This is a genomic window from uncultured Serinicoccus sp. (assembly GCF_947487915.1).
Taxonomy (GTDB): Bacteria; Actinomycetota; Actinomycetes; order Actinomycetales; family Dermatophilaceae; genus Ornithinicoccus.
This window is the reverse complement of record NZ_CANKYH010000012.1, coordinates 1-19,157: the sequence shown is the minus strand read 5'-3', so window position 1 is coordinate 19,157 and position 19,157 is coordinate 1. Positions and strand designations below refer to the sequence as shown.

The following is a 19,157-nucleotide window of genomic DNA, read 5'->3' as shown; positions in this document are numbered from 1 at the left end:
TCACCTCCGATCAGCGCAAGGGTAGCCCGACGGGCCTCACGGCTCGACAGTGATGGCCTGCCCCTGCCGGAGCGCGGTGAACAGCTGGCTGGCCCCCTGCTCGTCCCACAGCACGGTACTGCCCACCTCCGTCGGGTAGTTCGTGTCGGCGATGGGCACCGTCACCGAGTTGCCCTCGCCGGCCGCGACCTGGCGCATCGCCCAGGCCATCCGGCCCGCCTCGAGCATCGAGGTGTCGTCGCCCAGGCTCAGGGCCGACCCGGTGGAGGTGCCCACGTCGTGCAACCGCCAGGGCACGAGCACGGTGGCGGGGGTGAGCAGGCGGTCGACGAGGGCGGAGAGGAACTCGCGCTGCCGCTCGACGCGGCCGAGGTCGCCACGCGGGTCGCTGTAGCGCATCCGGACGTAGCCCAGCGCCTGCTCCCCGGCCAGCTCCTGGCACCCCGCGGGCAGGTCGATGTGCGCCTTCTCGTCCGCGATCGGCTGGTCCAGGCACATCTCCACGCCGCCGACCCCGTCGACGACGTCGACGAAGCCGCCGAAGCCGATCTCCAGGTAGCCGTCCACGGGGAGCCCGGTCGCCCGCTCCACGGTGTCCACCAGCTGCTCGGGACCGCCGTTGGCATGGGCGGCGTTGAGCTTGTTGAACCCCCCGTCGCGGATCTCGACGTAGCTGTCCCGGGGCAGGCTCACCAGGGTCGGCTCGCCGAAGGTGGGCACGTGCAGCAGCATGACGGTGTCCGCCCGGTGGCCCTCGGTGAACCCGGTGCCGAACTCGCCGCGCTGCTCGTCGGTCAGGGCCTCCCGGCTGTCCGTGCCGACCAGCAGGTAGTTGGCCCCGTCCGCCGCGGGCGGGCGGTCGGCCACGTCGGGGGTGGCGTCGATCCGGTTGACGCTGCCCCAGACCAGGGAGACGACGACGACCATCGAGACGAGGTAGGCGACCACGCCCAGCGCCACCAGGGCGGCGGTGCGGCGGAGGGCGTAGCGCGGTCGGCGCCGCCGCGGCGGGGGAGCGGCATACCGGTCCCGGCCGTCGGGCCGTTCGTCCCCTGCGTACCGGTCGTCGTCGTGGCGGCCCCGCTCGTCGTACCGCGACGGCGGCGTGTCGTGGTCGCGCTCGTCACCGCGCTCCTGCCACGCGTCGTGCCCCCAGGTCTCGTCACGGTTCGGACCGGTCCGGTCCACGTAGGGCAGCGGGATCCGCTCCGTGGCGTCGGGGTCGTGGCGAGCGCCCCCCCGCGGAGTACGCGGCATGGGGCGGGTCCAGTCGTCCTGCGGATGGTCGGGCACGGGACGACAGACTACGTGCTCGACCTTGCCCCGGGCTGGGAGTGCCGGACCGCCGCGCGCGTCCCGACCCGGGTAGCCTCGCGGCGTGAGCTCTGCGTCCCGGCCCGTCTCCGCCCCACCCGTGTCGGTCGTCATGACCGTCCTCAACGAGCAGGAGCACCTGCCGCATGCCGTGCGCTCGGTGCTGGCCCAGGACTACCCGGGCGCGATGGAGGTGGTGCTCGCGGTGGGCCCCAGCCGCGACCGGACGCGTGAGGTCGCCGACGGGCTCGCCGCCGCGGACGACCGCGTCCGGGTGGTCACGAACCCCTCGGGCCGGACCCCGGACGGCCTCAACGCCGCCGTCGCGCAGGCACGTCACGAGATCGTCGTCCGGATGGACGGCCACGGGGAGCTCAGCGAGGGCTACGTCCGGCGCGCGGTCGAGATCCTGGAGGAGACCGGCGCCGCCAACGTCGGCGGGATCATGCTGGCCGAGGGGACCGGCGCCATGCAGGAGGCGGTGGCGCTGGCGATGCGCTCGCCGCTGGGCATGGGCGCCGAGCGCTTCCACGTCGGGGGGGAGGCCGGGCCGGCGGACACCGTCTTCCTGGGGGTGTTCCGACGCGACTGGCTGCGCCGGGTGGGCGGCTACGACCCCGCGTTCACCCGCGCCCAGGACTGGGAGATGAACCACCGGATCCGGCAGGCCGGCGGCACGGTGTGGTTCACGCCGGAGCTCACGGTGACCTACCGCCCCCGGTCGACGTTCCGCGACCTCGCCCGGCAGTTCTACGGCAGCGGGCAGTGGCGGCGGCAGGTGGTGCGCCAGCACCCGGACTCGGTGAACGCCCGCTACCTCGCGCCGCCGGTGGCCCTCGGGCTCATCGCCCTGGGGACGGCCGGGGGCCTGGCGTGGCGTCCGCTGTGGCTGCTCCCCCTCGGGTATGCCGCCGCGGTCACCGCCGGCGGCGCCTGGATCGCCCGGGGGCGCGACCCGCGGGTCGTGGCGCGGATGCCCGCCGTGCTGGCCACCATGCACCTCACCTGGGGTGCCGGCTTCCTGCGGGGCCCGCGCGGCTGACGGCTAGACCGGGGGGACGGGCTCCGGGGTCGGCTCGTCGAGGGCGACCCGCAGGGGCGGCCCGGTCCGCTCGACGACCTCCTCGACGGTGACTCCCGGTGCCAGCTCGCGCAGCACCAGGCCGTCGGGGGTGACGTCGATGACAGCCAGGTCGGTGATGATGCGCTGGACGACCCGCAGCCCGGTGATCGGCAGGTCGCACTCCTCGACGATCTTCGCCGAGCCGTCCTTGGCGACGTGGTCCATGAGCACGACGACCTTCTTGGCCCCCATGACCAGATCCATCGCCCCACCCATCCCCTTGACCATCTTGCCCGGGATCATCCAGTTGGCGATGTCCCCTGCCGCGGAGACCTGCATCGCGCCGAGGATGGCGGCGTCGACCTTGCCGCCGCGGATCATCCCGAAGCTGGTCGCGGAGTCGAAGAAGCTGGCGCCGGGACGGACGGTGACCGTCTCCTTGCCGGCGTTGATGAGGTCGGGGTCCTCGTCCCCCTCGTACGGGTACGGGCCCACCCCCAGGATGCCGTTCTCGGACTGCAGGACCAGCTCGACGTCGTCCGGGACGTAGTTGGGGACGAGGGTCGGCATACCGATCCCGAGGTTGACGTAGTCGCCGTCGTGCAGCTCGGCGGCGGCCCTGGCCGCCATCTCCTCACGCGTCAGCGGCATGCTCAGGCCTCCTGGTCGGTCGTCGCGGTGGGACGCGGACGGGTGGTCCGCTTCTCGATGTCCTTGTCTCCGGCCTGCTGCGCGGTGAGGGGCAGCACGCGCTGGACGTAGATGCCGGGGAGGTGGACCTCGTCGGGGTCGATCTGGCCCGGCTCGACCAGCTCCTCCACCTCCGCGACCGCGACCTGTGCGGACATGGCGCACAGCGGGTTGAAGTTGCGCGCCGACTGGCGGAAGACGAGGTTGCCGTGCCGGTCGCCCCGCGCGGCCCGGACCAGCGCGAAGTCGGCGAAGATGGCGTGCTCCAGCACGTGGTCCCGGGTGTGCCCGCGCACCTCGAACCCGCGGGTCTCCTTGGCGGGGGACTCCTTGACCACCACGCCGTCGCTGTCGTAGAGCCACGGCATACCGCCCTCGGAGACCTGCGAACCGACACCGGTGGGGGTGAAGAAGGCCGGGATGCCGGCACCGCCGGCGCGCAGCTTCTCCGCCAGGGTGCCCTGCGGGGTCAGCTCGACCTCGAGCTCCCCGGAGAGGTACTGACGGGCGAACTCCTTGTTCTCCCCGACGTAGGAGGCGATGACGCGCCGGATGCGGCCCTGGGACAGCAACAGCCCCAGTCCGGCGCCGTCGACGCCGCAGTTGTTGGAGACGACCTCGAGGTCCGTGGTGCCCTGCTCGAGCGCCTGGTGGATGAGCACGGTGGGGATGCCTGAGAGCCCGAAACCGCCCACCGCGACGGTCATCCCGTCGGTGAGCCCCTCGAGCGCCTGCGCGGCGGAGGCGACGACCTTGTCCATGCCCGCGAGGCTACCGGTCGGTCTCGGGCGGTCCACCGCCGGTCCCCGGGCGGTGGTCGACGCCCTCGGACGCCCAGCGCGGGTCGTCCTGCGTCGCCGACCCACCGTGGACCAGGACCGCCGAGGCCCGGCGGTCCAGGAGCTGCAGCACCTGGCGCACGAACAGCCCGGGATCGCTGTCTGAGAGCATGGTCCGGGCGCCCTCCGGCACGTCCGGCAGCCCGGTGAGGAGGTCGGCGTAGGTCACCCGCTCCCCGGCGCTGACGAGAGCCGTGTCCCCCTCCTCCGCCTCGTCCCAGGCGGTGAAGTCATCGGCATAGCTCGCGAGCTCGGCCGCCTCGTCCATGACCCCGGAGCGCAGCTCGCCGCCGAAGCGTCGGGCCAGCGCCGGCAGCGACACCGCGACGACCTCGTCGCAGTCGTCCGCGACGGGCGCGTCGGGGTGGGCGGTGACGAGCACGTCGGCCCCCTCGTGGGCGTCCACGGTGAGCGTCGCGCCCACCGACCACACGGCCAGTGCCCAGTAGGCCAGCCGCCAGTGCGGGGCGGGCAGGTCCACGAGGACCACCGAGCCCGGCTGCACGTCGAGTCCCTCCTGCAGGGCGTTGGCGGCCTTGGCCACCCAGGTGCCGAGGACCTTGCGGGAGATCTCGATCCGCTCCCCGGCACCCTCGGGACGGTCGTCGTAGTAGGTGAGAGCCGGGCGGGTGGCGTCGGCGGCGACGGCCCGAGCGAGGATCTCGTGAGGAAGCTGCACGACGCCCACGCTAACCGGTGCCCTTGCGTCCGGGGCAACCAGCGAGGCAGGGTTGCGGGTCGTGGACACGGCCCGGCACCGCGTATGGCGCCCGCTCGCCCCCCTGGACGTGGGGGCGACCTGGGGCACCCTGCGCCGCGGGCCGGGGGACCCGACCTGGCAGGTCGTCGGGGGTGCGCTGTGGCGGGGGGTGTGCACCCCCCAGGGTCCGGCCACCCTGCGGCTGCCCCGACGGCCGGCGGACGCCCCGGTGGCGGCGCGGGCGTGGGGTCCGGGGGCGGAGTGGGTCCTGGAGCACCTCCCGCGCATGCTGGGGGAGGAGGACGAGCCGGACGGCTTCGTCCCGGTGCACGAGCCCGTGGTGCAGGCGCTGCGGCGGCACCCCGGCTGGCGGGTGCCGTGCACCGGGCTCGTGCTGGAGTCGCTGGTGCCGGCGGTGGTGGAGCAGAAGGTGACGGGGCAGGAGGCGTTCTCGGGGTGGCGCCGGATGGTGCAGCGGTTCGGCGAGTCGGCACCGGGCCCCGGGGCGGGGCTCGGCCTGCGGGTGCCGCCCTCGGCGGCCACTCTCCTGACCGTCCCGTCCTGGGAGTGGCTGCGTGCCGGGGTGAGCCCGCAGCGGGCGGACACCGTCCTGCGGGTGGTGCGCGTCGCCGCCCGCCTCGAGGAGTGCGCCGCGCTACCGCCCGCGGCGGCGCGGGCGCGGCTCACCGCCGTCCCCGGGGTCGGGGTGTGGACCGCCGCCGAGACGGCGCACCGGGCCCTGGGCGACCCGGACGCCGTGTCCTTCGGCGACTACCACGTCGCCGCCAACATCGGGTGGGCCCTGACCGGCCGACCCGTCGACGACCAGGGCCTGGTGGAGCTGTTGCGGCCCTATGCGGGGCACCGCTACCGCGTGCAGCGCCTGCTCGAGCTCCTCGGGGCGATGCGCCCGCGCCGGGGCCCGCGGATGGCCCCGCGCACCCATCTGCCGGTCACGCGTCACCGGTCCCGCTGACGACGCCGACCCCCGCCGGCAGGTCCTCACCGGCCAGCGCCACCTCCAACCGGGCGGCGACCCTGCCCGCGAGCACGGGGTCCGGCGCCCGCACGACGAAGCCGTCGGTCACGGTGCCGCTCACCCGGGCGCTCTCGTGGCCCAGGAGCGCCAGGGCCGTGGCGCGCCCCGCCCGCTGCTCCGCCGACTCGGGCACGACCCCGGGCAGGCCCACCTCCTGGGCAGCGGTGCTCCCCGGAGGGGCGCCGAGCGCCGCCCGGACCGCCTCCCGGTGGCCCAGGGCGAACCAGTCACCCGGCCCGGTGCGGACCAACCGGCGGGCGCCCTCGCCGGGGCCCTCGACGACCAGCGCGTCGAGCCCCCGCACGAGGACCGCCCCGACGCCGCTCGCCTTGCCCTTGACGAGGTCGGCCGCGGCCGCCAGCTCGTCCGCGACGGCGCGACTGGTCACCGACAGGGTCCGTCCGTCGGCGTCGGGCGCACCCCGGAGGTCCTCCAGCACGACCATCCCGCAGGCGCCCAGCGCCAGGTCCGTCTGCCCCTCCCTCCACGGCCGCCCGGCCGTGTCCGTGAGGAGGAGCCCGAAGCTGGTGGCGTCGTCGGTTGCGGCCGCCAGGTGCGCCCGCACGGCCCGGTGCAGGTCTGCGGCCGCCCGGTCCGGGTCGCGGGGCAGCACGAGCACCGCGTCCTCCGTCCCGGTGTTGCTGGCGTCGACCCCGGCCGCGGCCAGCACCGGACCGGCGACGGACTCGACGACCTGGGTCAGCCCCGAGGGCGTGAGTCGCTCGGCCACCACGCGCACGGTGTGCTCGCGCACCACGTCGAGCCGGTCCGTCGGCGCCGCGTGCCGCAGCCCGAGCGCCTTGGAGACGAGCTTGCTGGACACCACCACCACGTCACCGTCCTGCACCCCGCCCCAGCGGGCGGCGGCGCCGACCAGCGCCCCGGCGAGGTCGAGGCCCTCGGTCACCTCGGGGATCCCGGTCAGCGGCAGCACGTGCAGGGTGTCGGGCCCCGCCACGTCAGCCTCGACCCGCGGTCGCGCCGAGCAGGTCGCGCCCCAGCTCCAGGGCCGCTCCCGCCAGCCGGGCCGCTCCCTCCTGGTCCCGCATGAGCAGGTCGAGGGACCGGACGCGCAGCCCCGAGGGGTAGTCGACGGTGCCGGGGTCGTCGGCGGTGTCGACGAGCCAGCCGTCCAGGAAGTCGGCGTAGAGGCCGGCGACGCCGGACGCGCTGACCTCGACGCCCAGCGGGCGCAGACAGGCGTCGGCGTGTCCCCGGACCGGTCGCCCCCCCAGGAGCGGGCTGACCCCGACCACCGGGGCCCGCGTCCCGCGCAGCGCCTCCCGCACACCGGGGACGCCCAGGATGATCCCGATGGACACGACCGGGTTGCTCGGGGGCAGCAGGACGAGGTCGGCCGACCGGATCGCGTCGAGGACCTGCGGGGCGGCCGAGGCCTGCGCCAGGCCGGCCACCGTGAACCGGTGGGCCGGGAGGGCGGCATGGTGGCGCACCCACCACTCCTGGAAGTGCAGGGCCCGCTCCCCGCCCTCCTCGTCGTCCACCACCACGTGGGTCTCGATGGGGGTGTCCGTCGCCGGGAGGAGCCGCACCCCCTGCTGCGGCAGCCCCCACCGCGCAGCCAGCCGCTCGGTGACCTGGCTCAGGGTGAGGCCCTGCGCGAGCCACCGCGTGCGGGCCAGGTGGGTGGCGAGATCACGGTCACCCAGGGTGAACCACTCCGGCCCCACGCCCAGCGCGGCGAGCTCACGCGCGACGGCGGTCGTCTCCTCGGCCCGGCCCCAGCCCTGCGCCTCGTCGACCGCGCCGCCCAGGGTGTAGAGCAGGGTGTCCAGGTCCGGGCACACCCGCAGCCCCACCAGCGTGATGTCGTCGCCGGTGTTGCCGACGACGGTGACCGACGGGGGGTCGTCGGGTCCATCGGGAGGGAGGGCGTCGAGGAGGCCGCGGGTGAAGCGGGCGCCGCCGACGCCGCCGGCCAGAACGGTGATCTGCATGTCGGTATTGTCGCCGCGCCACGGCGTTTACCAGATGCGGGGTTGACTCCAGCGGATGACACGCGTGTAATTCAGGTGTTGCGATCTTGCGCCGGAGCACCTTCGGCCGCGGGGCGTGGCCGGCGGCAGGTGTGTAGGCGAGAGGTCGAGGAGGAGCCATGCACGAGCTGGAACTGATGTCCATGATGCACGGGATCGATGAGACGGAGGAGCAGTCCTGGCAGGAACGGGCGCTGTGCGCGCAGACCGATCCTGAGGCGTTCTTCCCGGAGAAGGGCGGGTCCACCCGCGAGGCCAAGAAGGTGTGCGTCGGGTGCGAGGTCCGGGCCGAGTGCCTGGAGTACGCCCTGTCCAACGACGAGCGCTTCGGGATCTGGGGCGGGCTGTCGGAGCGGGAGCGGCGCAAGCTGAAGAAGCGCGCGGTCTGAGCGGCCGCTCTACGCCGGTCGGCAGGACCGACCCGGTGGCCACGGACCCAGCCATGTCCCCGACACCTGCCCCGGCCCCGCCCGGCGCCCGCCCGGGCCGCGCGGTGGTGGACGACGTGCGGGTCGTCCTGCTGGGCGCCGGGGCCCCGCTCTCCGACCCGGACGACGGGTATGCCCGGACGCTGCGGGCGGTCGTGGGCCAGGAGCGGACGCCGGCGGAGGTTCTCGTCGTGCTTCCGGACCCGGAGGGGGAGCGGGCCGCGGGGCTGCAGGGGTTGGCCGCCGAGCTCGGGATCGGACTGACGCTCGTCGGGCACGCCGGGGCCGACCGGGACGCCCAGGTGGACGCCGCACTGAGCCGGCTGCCCTCCGGGCCGGGGCGGTGGGTCTGGTTCCTCACCCCCGGTGCGGTGCCCGAGCCCGGGGCGCTCACGGCCCTGGTCGGGGCGGCTCGGCGCAGCAGCCGGGTCGGGGTGGCCGGGCCCAAGCTGGTCCGGACCGACCAGCCGCGGCTGCTGCGCTCGATGGGCCACCACCTCACCCCCGCGGGGCGCGTCGTGGACCCGACGGTGCGGGCCCTCGTCGACCAGGGGCAGCTGGACCTGCGGCAGGACGTCCTCGGGGTCCCGTTGAGCGGGTCGTTGGTGGACCGGGACCTGCTGGAACGGATCGGCGGTCTGGACCGCGCCTTCGCCGCCGACGGGGTGGACGGCCTCGACGTCGGGTGGCGGGCGCATCTGGCCGGCCACCGGGTGGTCGTCGCCCCCGACGCCGTGGTCCGCCTGGACGACGCCGGCCTCGGGGTGGAGGACCCCCTGCGCACCCGTATCCGCACCCGACAGCTCGCCCTCGCCCGCGGCCCGGTGTCGGCGGCGCCGTGGCGCTCGCTCGGGGTGCTGCTCACGAGCCTGGCGGCGGCCCTGCTGCTCCTGCTCGTCAAGCGTCCTGCCGAGGCCGCGGGGGAGTGGGCGGACGTCCGGGCCGTGCTGGCGCCGGCGCGCGGCTGGGGGGCCCGACGGCGGTTCCGCCGGGCGCGGACCGTGGCCCCCCGCGACCTGGCCGGCCTGCACGAGCCCCGCGACGCCGGGTGGGGGGCGACCCTGGAGACGGTGGGAGAGGCGCTGGACCCCCGCTCGCGCCGGGCCCGGGGGTCGGGTCGCCGGCGCGCCGCCACCGGGTCCACGGACAGCGGCCCGGTGTCGGAGGAGTTCGACGAGCTCGCGGGAGAGGGGCGCGCCGCGCGGTGGTGGAGCTGGCCGCTGGTCGCCGTCGCCACCCTCACCCTGCTGCTCACCGCGTGGTGGGCCCGGGGGCTCTGGGGCGGCCTCGACCCCTCCGGCACCGGCTGGGCCGGCGGGGAGCTGGGGCCCGGGCTCGGCGACGGCACGGCGCTGTGGTCCTCCGCGGTCGACGGGTGGCGTGGGGGCGGTCTCGGGCACGACGACCCGCCCCAGACCTGGCTGCTGCCGCTGGCCACCCTGGCCGCCGTGACCGGCCTGCTGCCGGGAGCCGGGAGGGACACCGCCGGACCCGCGCTGGCCTGGCTCCTCGCGCTCGCGCCCCTGCTCAGCGTCGTCACGGCCTACCTGGCGTTGCGACGCGGCACCGCACGGCGCTGGGCCCGGGCCACCCTCGCTCTCGGCTGGGGCGTCGCCGCCCCCCTCGCCGCGGCCACCGGCCAGGGTCGGGTGGGCCCGGTCGTCATCCACGTGCTCGCGCCCCTGCTCGTCGCCGGGCTGCTGGTGGTCGCGCACCGCGGGCGGGGCACGCGGCGGGCCGCCGCCGCCTTCGCGACAGCCCTGGGGCTGGCCGTGGCCGCGACCTGGGTGCCGTCCGTCCTCGTCGTCGCCACGGCCGCCGGGGCGCTCCTCCTCGTGCTCGGCCGCGGGGCGGCCCGCTGGCGCGGGGCCGTCGTGCTGGTCCTGCCGTGGCTGCTCCTGCTGCCCTGGTGGGGCACCCTGGCGGCGCACCCGCTGCGGCTCCTGGGCGGTGCCGGCGCCACCACCGCCAGCGTCGAGCTCCCGTCACCCACGGCGCTCTGGCAGCTCCTCCTGCTCCAGCCGGCCGACGTCGGGGCGCCGGCTCTGCCGCTGTGGCTCGCCGCGACCTGGTGGCTCGCGGCGCTCGGTGGGTTGTTCCTGCCCGGCCGCGACGGGCGTCGGGTCGCCGCGCTGGTGCTCGGCGCCCTCGCCGCCGTCGGCGCCGCCCAGCTGGCGGCCCGGACCGCGCTGGGGGTCCTGGCGCCGGGGCACCCCGAGGAGGGACTGCTGGTCACCTCGTGGACGGGCCCGGCGCTGTCGCTGGCGGGAGCCGCGCTGCTGCTGGCGACCGCCACCACCGTGGACCGCCTGCTGCGACCGGGCGCTACCGGCCGGTGGGCCCGCCCGGCGGCGCTCGCCGCGGTCGTGGTGCTCGCCGCCCCGCTCGCCGCCGCGGTGTCGACGCCGTGGACCGCCCAGCGACCGGCCCTGGAGGTCGCCGGGCAGCCGCTCCCCGCCGTCGCCGTCGAGGAGGCCCACGGCCCGGGTGCCGTCCGCACGCTCGTGCTGCGTCCGGAGGGTGCGGGTCTCGTCGTCGACCTGCGAGGGGCCGAGCCGGAGCCGGGACGCATCCAGCGCGACCGGACCGTCGAGCTCCTCACCCCCACCCCCCGGCCCCAGCAGCTGGTGGTCGAGGGGGTCGTCGAGTCGCTGGTCGGCGGCGCGCCCGCCGACCAGGCGCAGGCCGAGCTGCTGGATCTCGGGGTCGGCTACGTCCTGCTGGAGTCCGACGACAGCCATCCCTCGGTCGCCCAGCTGGACCGGATCTCGGGGCTCGGGCGGGTGTCCAGCCCCAGCGGCTCGGTCCTGTGGCGCATGGTCGACGGTGATCCCGGGCGCACCCGGGTGCTGGACGAGGCGGGGGAGAGCGTGACCACCCTGCCCGCGGACGGCCCGCACGGCGCCGCATCGGGCCGGGTCGACGTGCCCGCCGGCGGATCCCTGGCGGTCGCCGAGCCCGCCGGGTGGTCGCAGGTGGCGCAGGTCCGTGTGGACGGCCGCGAGGTCGCGGTGGAGGACCCCGGCCGGGTGCCCCTCCCCCAGGGGGAGCACGTCGTGGAGGTCGAGCTCGAGCGACCAGGCCTGAGGACGCTCGTCCTGGCGCTGCTGCTGGGCGGCGTGACCGCGTTCCTCGCCTTGCCGGTGGGACGGTCCGAGGATGAGCCGGAGGAGGCCACGTGAGCGATGACGACGGGTCCCGTGCGGCCGTCTGGCTGCGGCCGGCCCTGGCGGCCGCAGCCGTGGCCGCGCTGGCCTGGACCAGCACGGTGCCGGGAGGGTGGGGTGCCGGCCAGGGCCCGGGTGCGACGCCGACGACCGGGCCGACCTCTTCCGCCGACGCCACGGCCGACGCCTCCGCCGACGCCTCCGCCGACGCGGGGGAGCAGGCGCTGGTCGAGCAGGCCGCCCTGGCCTGCGCGGGCCGTGAGGGCCTCCCGGGCCGGGCGCGGGCCGTCACCGCGCCCGAGCAGCTGCTGCCCGGCGACGGGCCGGGGGCGGGCAGCCTGCAGGTCCTCGGGCCGCAGGGGGTCGCCGCCGACCCCGTGCCGCTGGGGGAGGCGGCCGACGGCGTACCGCTGGCGGCGGGGGACTCGGCGCTGGTCCTCGCCACGGGCGGCGACGCCGCGGGCCTGGTGGCCGGGCAGGTCCTCGTCGGCGCCGGGGCGGAGCAGACGGCCACGTCGCCGCGCGGCGCGGCCCTGTCCGGGTGCGTGGCGCCGTCCGAGGACCAGTGGGTGCTGGCAGGGGGCGCCGAGCCGGGGCGGACCGAGAGCCTCGTCCTGACCAACCCCGGGGCCGACCCGGTGCTCGTCGACGTGGAGCTGCGCGGCGAGGCCGGACCGGTCCGGGTCACCGGGGGCGCCGGTCTCGTGGTGCCCGCCGGTGGCCGGCTGGTGCGACCCGTCGACGCCCTGGCGGACGGAGTGCAGGCGCCGGCCCTCAGGGTGCGGGCCGAGGGAGGCCAGGTCGCGGCCCAGCTGGTCGAGACCTACCGGGACGGGACCACCGAGCTCGGGACGACCGTCACGTCTCCTGCCGCCGCACCCGCTCGGGACCTGGTCGTGCCCCCCGTCCCCTCGGGCGGAGACGGCACGGACCTCGTCCTGCGCGTCCTCGCCCCGGAGGGGCCGGCCGTGGTGGAGCTGGGCTCGGTGACGGAGACGGGCCCCGCGACCCCCGACCCCGCCGCCGTGCGGGTGCCGGCCGGGTCCACCGTGGACGTCCCGCTCGCCGGGCTGGACGAGGGCGTGGCCGGGCTGCGGCTGCGGGCGGACGCCCCGGTCACCGCGTCGCTGCAGGTCCGGGTCGCTCCCTCCGGGGACGACCCCCTCGAGGAGTCGCAGGAGGCGACTGGCACCGGGGCGGACGAGACGGCGGCCACCACCGAGGCGCCCGCGGCCACCACCGAGGCGCCCGCGGACGGCTCCGAGGTCGTGCGCCCCGCCGGTGACCTCACCTGGCTGCCCGCCACGGCCCTCGCCGTGCGGCCGCTCGGCATCGCCGTGCCCGACCTCACCGATGTCCCCGGGGCCGAGGTGGAGCTGTCGCTCGCCGCGTTGGACGCGACGACTGCCGAGGTCCTCCTGCGGACCCGCGAGGGTGGCACGACCTCGCGGACCGTGGACCTGGACAACGACACCAGCGCCCTGGTCGAGATCCCTGCCGGGACCTCGGCGGTGTGGGTGCGTCCTGGGGGCGCGACGATGCCAGGACTCGCCGCGGCGCTGCACCTCACCGGTCAGGACGACCTCGGTCCCTACCGAGCGGCGACGACCCTGCGTGCCGTCCCGTGGACCCGAGAGGTCACCGCGATCACCAGCGTCGTCCCCTGATCCGGTGACCACCAGTGTTGCCCCCTCCGGTGATCACCAGCACCGCGCGGGGGGCTCTCTGTCCGCTCAGACCAGGTCGTCGGGGTCCCGGCCCAGCATGCGCGCCACCTGCTCGACCACGACTTCGGTGACGAGCGAGGCCAGCTCGCTCTCGTCGACCGCCCGGTGCTCGACAGGGCGGCGGTAGACGACCAGGCGGGCCGGGACGCCCCGCTCGGCGGGGAACAACCGACCGAGCGCGACACCGTGCTCCCACGGCGCGGGGTCCGACGGCGGGACCTCCTCGACGGCCAGCTCCACACCCAGGGGCGCGTCGAGCCGCCGCTCGAGGGTCTCGGCCGCGTCGAGGACGAGCTCGTCGAATCGGTCCCGGCGCGTGCGCATGACCGGGACGCCCGGCCGCGCCAGCGGACCCCGCATCCCGTGCCCCCGTCGGTCCCGGTGCCTGCTCATGGTCGCGACCCTAGGCCACCGGGCAGCAGTCCCGCCCGCCACGGGGTGGCAGCACGGGTTGGTGGGTGCGGGCGCCTAGAGTGTCGGGCGTGACCCTCACTCGCCAGTGCTCGAAGACGGCGTGCGTCCGCCCCGCCACGTCGACGCTCACCTACGTCTACGCGGAGCAGACCGCCGTGCTGGGGCCCTTGGCGACGTATGCCGAGCCGCACAGCTACGACCTCTGCGAGGAGCACGCCACCCGGCTCACCGCCCCTCGGGGGTGGGACGTCGTGCGCCTGGAGCTGCCCGAGGGCGAGCCCCGCCCCCCGGTCGACGACCTCGCCGCGCTGGCCGATGCCGTGCGGGAGCACCGAGGCACGATCGTGCGGGTCGACCAGGACGCCGCCCAGCGCGAGGGCGCGACCGTCACCGAGATCGCCCGTCGGGGTCACCTGCGCGTGCTCCGCGACCGCTGACGGGGTCGGTGGAGGGAGCACGGCATGCAGGTCGCCGACGTCATCACGGCCTATGACATCCGGGGCCGCGTCCCCGGCCCCCTGACCCCGGAAGTCGCGCGAGCGCTCGGTGCCGCCTTCGCCCAGGTCGTCGTCCTGCCCGAAGGACACCGGGAGATGGTGCTCGGGAGGGACATGCGGGAGTCCTCGCCCGCACTGGCCGACGCCGTCCTCGAGGGAGCGCGGTCGCAGGGGGTGGACGTCACCGTGCTCGGCCTGTGCTCCACGGACGCCCTCTACTACGCCAGCGGGTCGTCCGGCCGGCCGGGTGCCATGGTGACCGCCAGCCACAACCCGGCGGGCTACAACGGGATCAAGCTGTGCCGCGCCGGGGCGCGTCCCGTGGGCCAGGAGTCCGGGCTGGGCGAGATCAGGGACCTCGCCCAGTGGCTGCTCGACCGCGGTGCCCTGCACACGCTGCCGGCCGGCCCGGCGGGGACGGTCCGCCACGCGGACGTCCTGCCGGACTACGCCGCCCACCTGCACTCGCTGGTCGACCTCGAGGGCATCCGACCGCTGCGCCTGGTGGTGGACGCCGGCAACGCCATGGCGGGCCTCACCGTGCCGGCCGTGCTCGGGATCGAGGGCCTGCCGATCAGCGTCGACCCGCTCTACTTCGAGCTCGACGGCACCTTCCCCCACCACGAGGCCAACCCCCTCGACCCCGCCAACGTCCGCGACCTGCAGGACGCCGTCGTCCGGTCCGGCGCGGACCTCGGGCTCGCGTTCGACGGGGACGCCGACCGGGTCGTCCTCGTCGACGAGCGTGGCGTCCAGGTCCCGGCCGGTGCCGTGGCCACCCTCATCGCGACCCGCGAGATCGCCCGCGACGTCGCCGCGGGGAGGAGCCCGGGGGACATCACGGTGGTCCACGGCTCGGTCGTCCCCCGCGGCGTGGAGGAGGCGGTCGCGGGCGCTGGTGCTCACCTGGTGCGCTCGCCCGTCGGCCACTCCTTCGTCAAGGAGCGCATGGCGCAGCACGGCGCGGTCTTCGGTGCCGAGCACTCTGCCCACTACTACTTCCGCGACTTCTGGTATGCCGACAGCGGGCTGCTCGCGGCGCTGCACGTGCTGGCCGCGCTGGGGCGGCAGCAGGGCACCCTGTCCGCCCTGCTCGCCCCCGTCGACCCCTACGTCGCCTCGGGCGAGATCAACAGCGGCGTGGACGACGTCGCCGCCGCCACGGACCGGGTCCGCGGCTGGGCACGCGCCCACGGGGCCCTGGAGCGGGCGGGCGACGGGCTGCTCATGAGTCGTGACGAGGACCCCTTCTGGTGGGTGTCCCTGCGGGCCAGCAACACCGAGTCGCTGCTGCGGCTCAACGTCGAGGCGCAGGACGGTGAGACGATGGTCCGCGTCCGGGACGCCGTCCTGGCGCTCGTGAGACAGGAGGCCTGAGATGGCGCGACCGGAGTACGACCCCTGGGTGCGCAGCATCCTGCGCTGCCCGGTGGGGCACCACGAGCTCCTCGACCGGACCGACGAGCACGGCGCGCCCGTGCTCGAGTGCGCCGAGGACTGCGACGGGCCGGGGCGGCGTCGGCGCTACCCCTGGCGCGACGGCATACCCGTCCTCCTCGTCGACGACGCCGACGTCGTCACGGTCACCGACTGAGCCGCTGCGGAGGTCACGTGCCCTACATCGACGAAGCGCTGCTCGACGACCCCGACGAGCTGGCCCGCAAGGACTCCCGGGAGACCCTGCGCGCCCTCGCGAGTGCCGGCGCCCAGGTGCGCGAGGCGATGACCCTGACCGAGGAGGCCGGCATCGACCGGCTGGCCCGCAGCGAGCGGCCGAGATCGGTCCTCGTGGCGGCCATCGGCGGCTCCTCGATCGTCGCCGAGGTCCTGGAGCTGCTCGCGGAGCCGGGCTCACCGGTCCCCGTCCAGGCCAGGCGCAACCTGCCGCTGCCGGGCTGGGTGGGCCCGATGGACCTCGTGGTCGCCGTGTCCCTCTCCGGGCGTGCGCCGGGGCCGTTGGCCGTGGCCGCCGAGGCGGCGCGCCGCGGGGCGATGCTGCTCACCGTCGGGGCTGACGACTCGCCCCTGGCCGAGGTGTGCCGGCGTGCCCGCGGGGTGCACGTCGGGGTGGGCAGCGGTGGGCGCACGAGCTCGCGCACCGCCCTCTGGACCCTGCTGACCCCGGTGCTCATCGGGGCCGACCGTCTCGGCCTGCTCGAGGCCTCTCCGGACATGGTCGTCGGCGTCGCCGACCGGCTCGACACCCGCGCCGAGGAGTTCCGGCCCTCCTCGGACGCCTTCGTCAACCCCGCGAAGGTGCTGGCCGTGCAGCTGGCCGAGACCGTGCCGGTGGTCCTTGGCGACGGGCCGCTGGGCGGTGTGGCCGCGGCACGCGCCGCCTCGATGCTGGCCCGTACGGCGCGCATCCCGGCGACCTTCGGCGAGCTGCCCGACGCGGCCAGCGGCATCGTCGCCTGCTTCGACGGGCCCTACACCGCCATCGGCGGCCGCCGCCCCGGCACCTACGACGACGCGCGGATCCGGTTGGGGGACATCGACACCTCGCGCTGGGAGCCGCACCACTTCGCCGAGCCGGAGGGCGAGCTCATGGAGCGCCCCACCGGCCCCGGTGACGGGGGCCGACGGGACGACCTCTTCGCCGACCCCTATCTCGACGGTCCGGCCCCGCCGCGGCTGGGGCTGCTCATGCTGCGCGACGCGCCGGCGGAGCCGCCCACGCGGGAGTCCGAGCAGGCGGAGGCACTGACCGACGCGGTGCTCACCACCGCGCGTGAGGCGGGCGTGCGGGTCATGGAGGTGCAGGCCGAGAGCGGCCCGCCGATCGTCCGGCTCGCCGACCACGTGGCCGCCGTCGACTTCGCCGCGACCTACCTCGCGATCGGGTTGGGACTGGACCCCTCGGTCTCGCCGCACGTCGCCGACCTGCGGGACCGCACCCGATGAGCGGGTCGGACCCGGTGGCCGGCGGGGCACGGGGCGATGACCCGGTGACCCGGCACACCCGGGCCCAGCGCGACCTCGAGCACGGGATCGAGGACGACTTCGGGCGCAACCTCTCCTACGGCGCCTACCTCGACCTGCCCACCCTGCTGTCGGCGCAGCACCCGCGCGCGACGCCTCCCCAGCACGACGAGCTGCTCTTCATCATCCAGCACCAGACGACCGAGCTGTGGCTGCGCCTGGTGATCCACGAGCTGACCAGTGCCTGCGAGCTCATGGGTGCCGACGACCACCGGCAGGCGCTCAAGCGGATCGCCCGGGTCAAGCACATCCAGGCGTCCATGACCGAGCAGTGGTCGGTGCTGGCGACGCTGACCCCCAGCGAGTACGCCCGGTTCCGGGCCTTCCTGGCCACCGGCTCGGGCTTCCAGAGCTGGCAGTACCGCGCGGTGGAGTTCATGCTCGGCAACAAGAACGCCGGCATGCTCCCCGTCTTCGCCCACGACGAGGCGCAGCACGACGAGCTGGTCCGGCTGCTGCACCGGCCGAGCCTCTACGACGAGGTGCTGGCCTGGCTCGCCCGTCGCGGCCACGCGATCCCCGCCGAGGTGCTGGGCCGCGACGTCTCCCAGCCCTACCACTCCCACCCGGGCGTGGTCGAGGCGTTGGGGCGCGTCTACGCCGACCCCCAGCGGTTCTGGGCGGAGTACGAGACGGCCGAGGAGCTGGTCGACCTCGAGGACAACTTCCAGGTATGGCGCTTCCGTCACCTCAAGACGGTGGAGCGCATCATTGGCAGCAAGCGTGGCACCGGGGGATCGAGCGGGACCCCCTTCCTGCGCCGCGCCCTGGACCTGACTTTCTTCCCCGAGCTCTACGACGTGCGCTCGGCCATCCAGGACGTCGAGCCCGAGGGCTACCACGGAGGTGACGGTCGTGGTTGACCCCGACCTGCAGCACGCGCAGGAGCTCGACGCCCAGGACCCGCTGGCGCCCTTCGTGCCCCGCTTCGAGCAGGCCGACGGCGTGGTGGCCTACCTGGACGGCAACTCGCTGGGTCGCCCCGTCGCCGGGGCCGCGCAGGAGATGGAGCGCTTCGTCCGGCAGGAGTGGGGCACCCGCCTCATCCGGTCCTGGGACGAGGGGTGGATGCGCTGGCCGGAGGAGGTCGGCGACCTCGTCGGGGCGGCCGCCCTGAGCGCGGCCCCCGGCCAGACGGTGGTGGCCGACTCCACCACCGTGCTGCTCTACAAGGTGCTCCGGGCCCTCGTGGACCACCAGCTCGCGACGGACCCGGCACGTCGCGAGCTCGTGCTCGACACCGACAACTTCCCGACCGACCGCTACGTCGCGGAGGGCGTCGCGGCCGAGCGTGGTCTGGTCCTGCGGTGGATCGACGCCGCCCCGGCCGCCGGGGTGACCCCGGAGCAGGTCGCGGATGTCGTGGGCGAGCGCGCCGGGGTGGTCCTGCTCTCGCACGTGGCCTACCGCTCCGGCTTCGTCGCCGAGGCGGCCCGCATCACGGGGATGGTGCACGACGCCGGCGCCCTCGTCCTGTGGGACACCAGCCACAGCGCCGGCTCGGTCCCGGTGCGGGCCGACGAGTGGGGCTGGGACGCGGCCGTGGGCTGCGACTACAAGTACCTGTGCGGGGGGCCGGGGGCGCCCGCCCACGCCTACCTCGCGCGCCGCCACCACGACCTCCCGACGCTGCAGCAGCCGGTGCAGGGCTGGATGGGCCGTCGCGACCCCTTCCGCATGGAGCAGGGCTACCAGCCCGCCGCGGGCATCCGGGCCCTCGTGAGCGGGACCCCGCCGATCATCGGCATGGTGCCGGTGCGCCTGGGTGCCCAGCTGCTCGCCGAGGCCGGCATCGAGGAGGTGCGGCGCAAGTCCCTGCGCCTCACCGACTTCGCCTGGTCCGTCGTGGAGTCGTGGCCCACCGAGCTGGGCGTCGTCGTCGCGAGCCCGCGCGCGCACGAGCGGCGGGGCGGTCACCTGACGCTGCGCCACCCGGCCTTCGAGGAGGCATACCCCCGGCTCTGGGACCGCGGGGTGATCCCCGACTTCCGCTCCCCGGACGGGCTGCGGCTGGGCCTGTCGCCGCTGTCCACCACCTTCGTCGAGGTGTGGCACGGGCTGCAGGCCGTCCTGGAGGAGCTGCAGCGCTGAGCGGCGGCACCCCCGTCCTCAGAAGGGTGGGGGTGCGTCCGGAGGGGACGACCAGGGCGTTCCTGGCGGGATGTCTCGCGTGTCCGGGTCGCGGGCTGTGCCGGGGTCGTCGGGCTGGACTCCGGAGGGGGCGCCGGGGTCGTCGGGCTGGACTCCGGAGGGGGCGCCGGGGTCGTCGGGCTGGACTCCGGAGGGGGCGCCGGGGTCGT

The 19,157-nt window shown here is 75.8% G+C and carries 18 protein-coding genes; 11 read left to right on the top strand and 7 right to left on the bottom strand.

Going from position 1 to position 19,157, the window contains the following annotated elements; all coding sequences use genetic code 11:
• Positions 1-36: 36 nt before the first annotated feature.
• Positions 37-1,293, bottom strand: coding sequence for an LCP family protein (locus Q0795_RS15240; RefSeq protein ID WP_298891061.1), 1,257 nt, complete (start codon positions 1,291-1,293; stop codon positions 37-39).
• An 85-nt stretch (positions 1,294-1,378) separates the two neighbouring features.
• Here Q0795_RS15240 and Q0795_RS15235 point away from each other — a divergent pair, with 85 nt between their 5' ends.
• Positions 1,379-2,356 (top strand): glycosyltransferase family 2 protein, encoded by a 978-nt coding sequence (locus tag Q0795_RS15235; protein WP_298891059.1) that lies wholly within the window; start codon positions 1,379-1,381, stop codon positions 2,354-2,356.
• Between the two features lie 3 nt (positions 2,357-2,359).
• Here Q0795_RS15235 and Q0795_RS15230 read toward each other — a convergent pair whose 3' ends face one another.
• Genes Q0795_RS15230 through Q0795_RS15220 form a run of 3 tightly spaced genes read right to left on the bottom strand, consistent with a single transcriptional unit; the run spans position 2,360 to position 4,585 of the window.
• The gene (locus Q0795_RS15230) at positions 2,360-3,028 is read right to left on the bottom strand and encodes a 3-oxoacid CoA-transferase subunit B (RefSeq protein WP_298891057.1); all 669 of its coding nucleotides are present in this window, start codon (positions 3,026-3,028) and stop codon (positions 2,360-2,362) included.
• 2 nt (positions 3,029-3,030) lie between these two features.
• On the bottom strand, positions 3,031-3,828 hold the full coding sequence (locus Q0795_RS15225) for a CoA transferase subunit A (protein WP_298891055.1): 798 nt from the start codon (positions 3,826-3,828) through the stop codon (positions 3,031-3,033).
• 10 nt (positions 3,829-3,838) lie between these two features.
• Positions 3,839-4,585 carry a TIGR03089 family protein gene (locus Q0795_RS15220; protein ID WP_298891053.1) on the bottom strand — a complete coding sequence of 249 codons (747 nt, stop codon included), beginning with the start codon at positions 4,583-4,585 and terminating at the stop codon, positions 3,839-3,841.
• A gap of 61 nt (positions 4,586-4,646) precedes the next feature.
• Between Q0795_RS15220 and Q0795_RS15215 the strand changes: the two genes are divergently transcribed.
• Entirely contained in the window at positions 4,647-5,582 is a 936-nt protein-coding gene (locus Q0795_RS15215; RefSeq protein WP_298891051.1) for a DNA-3-methyladenine glycosylase 2 family protein, read from the top strand.
• On the opposite strand, the gene Q0795_RS15210 is transcribed toward Q0795_RS15215, so the two are convergent.
• Both Q0795_RS15210 and cofD read right to left on the bottom strand, forming a co-directional pair.
• A complete protein-coding gene (locus tag Q0795_RS15210; protein WP_298891049.1) occupies positions 5,560-6,603 on the bottom strand; it encodes a coenzyme F420-0:L-glutamate ligase in 1,044 nt (347 codons plus the stop codon). The two genes, Q0795_RS15215 and Q0795_RS15210, sit on opposite strands and share 23 nt — an antisense overlap.
• Position 6,604: 1 nt before the next feature.
• Positions 6,605-7,603: a 2-phospho-L-lactate transferase gene (cofD, locus tag Q0795_RS15205; RefSeq protein WP_298891047.1), complete on the bottom strand. Its 999-nt coding sequence runs from the start codon at positions 7,601-7,603 to the stop codon at positions 6,605-6,607.
• Positions 7,604-7,761: 158 nt separating this feature from the next.
• Here cofD and Q0795_RS15200 point away from each other — a divergent pair, with 158 nt between their 5' ends.
• The 3 genes from Q0795_RS15200 to Q0795_RS15190 are packed head-to-tail and all read left to right on the top strand — an operon-like array spanning position 7,762 to position 12,904.
• Positions 7,762-8,031 carry a WhiB family transcriptional regulator gene (locus Q0795_RS15200; protein ID WP_298891045.1) on the top strand — a complete coding sequence of 90 codons (270 nt, stop codon included), beginning with the start codon at positions 7,762-7,764 and terminating at the stop codon, positions 8,029-8,031.
• A gap of 53 nt (positions 8,032-8,084) precedes the next feature.
• The gene (locus Q0795_RS15195; protein WP_298891043.1) at positions 8,085-11,252 is read left to right on the top strand and encodes a glycosyltransferase; all 3,168 of its coding nucleotides are present in this window, start codon (positions 8,085-8,087) and stop codon (positions 11,250-11,252) included.
• Positions 11,249-12,904, top strand: coding sequence for a DUF5719 family protein (locus tag Q0795_RS15190; protein WP_298891041.1), 1,656 nt, complete (start codon positions 11,249-11,251; stop codon positions 12,902-12,904). Before Q0795_RS15195 ends, Q0795_RS15190 begins: the two co-directional genes overlap by 4 nt.
• A gap of 66 nt (positions 12,905-12,970) precedes the next feature.
• On the opposite strand, the gene Q0795_RS15185 is transcribed toward Q0795_RS15190, so the two are convergent.
• Positions 12,971-13,357, bottom strand: coding sequence for a metallopeptidase family protein (locus Q0795_RS15185; RefSeq protein WP_298891039.1), 387 nt, complete (start codon positions 13,355-13,357; stop codon positions 12,971-12,973).
• Between the two features lie 89 nt (positions 13,358-13,446).
• Here Q0795_RS15185 and Q0795_RS15180 point away from each other — a divergent pair, with 89 nt between their 5' ends.
• The 6 genes from Q0795_RS15180 to Q0795_RS15155 are packed head-to-tail and all read left to right on the top strand — an operon-like array spanning position 13,447 to position 18,948.
• Complete coding sequence (locus tag Q0795_RS15180) at positions 13,447-13,815, top strand: DUF3499 domain-containing protein (RefSeq protein ID WP_298891037.1); 369 nt, start codon at positions 13,447-13,449, stop codon at positions 13,813-13,815.
• Between the two features lie 24 nt (positions 13,816-13,839).
• Positions 13,840-15,252: a phosphomannomutase/phosphoglucomutase gene (gene manB, locus Q0795_RS15175; protein WP_298891034.1), complete on the top strand. Its 1,413-nt coding sequence runs from the start codon at positions 13,840-13,842 to the stop codon at positions 15,250-15,252.
• A gap of 1 nt (position 15,253) precedes the next feature.
• Positions 15,254-15,469, top strand: coding sequence for a hypothetical protein (locus Q0795_RS15170; protein WP_298891032.1), 216 nt, complete (start codon positions 15,254-15,256; stop codon positions 15,467-15,469).
• 17 nt (positions 15,470-15,486) lie between these two features.
• Positions 15,487-16,779, top strand: a complete 1,293-nt coding sequence (locus Q0795_RS15165; RefSeq protein WP_298891031.1) for an SIS domain-containing protein — start codon at positions 15,487-15,489, stop codon at positions 16,777-16,779.
• Positions 16,776-17,720 (top strand): tryptophan 2,3-dioxygenase family protein, encoded by a 945-nt coding sequence (locus Q0795_RS15160; protein WP_298891030.1) that lies wholly within the window; start codon positions 16,776-16,778, stop codon positions 17,718-17,720. The genes Q0795_RS15165 and Q0795_RS15160 overlap by 4 nt, the downstream gene beginning before the upstream one ends.
• Positions 17,713-18,948, top strand: coding sequence for an aminotransferase class V-fold PLP-dependent enzyme (locus Q0795_RS15155; protein ID WP_298891028.1), 1,236 nt, complete (start codon positions 17,713-17,715; stop codon positions 18,946-18,948). The genes Q0795_RS15160 and Q0795_RS15155 overlap by 8 nt, the downstream gene beginning before the upstream one ends.
• The last annotated feature ends 209 nt before the right edge of the window (positions 18,949-19,157 follow it).